Genomic DNA, 376 nt, shown 5'->3' on the forward strand with positions numbered 1-376 from the left:
GATTATCGAGGCGGGCGCCGTGATCGGTCCGGGCGCATCCATCGGCAGCGGCACGGTCATTGCGCCGCATGCCGTCGTTGGCCGTTCCTGCCAGATCGGCCGCGACGGCTATATAGGGCCCGGCGCGAGCATCCAATACGCACTCCTCGGCAATCGCGTCATCATCCATGGCGGCGCCAGGATCGGCCAGGACGGTTTCGGCTTCGTCGGCGGCGCCAAGGGGCCAGAACGGGTGCCGCAGATCGGCCGCGTCATCATCCAGGACGACGTGGAGATCGGCTCCAATTCGACTGTAGACCGCGGCGCGATGTCCGATACCATCATCGGCCAGGGTACCAAGATCGACAATCTGGTGCAGATCGCCCACAATGTTCGC

The 376-nt window shown here is 64.9% G+C and carries 1 pseudogene; it reads left to right on the forward strand.

From position 1 onward, the window contains the following. Positions 1-376: pseudogene (locus tag EN852_RS36120) on the forward strand (UDP-3-O-(3-hydroxymyristoyl)glucosamine N-acyltransferase); the annotation flags it as partial.

This window comes from Mesorhizobium sp. M2E.F.Ca.ET.209.01.1.1 (genome assembly GCF_004010375.2).
Taxonomy (GTDB): Bacteria; Pseudomonadota; Alphaproteobacteria; order Rhizobiales; family Rhizobiaceae; genus Mesorhizobium.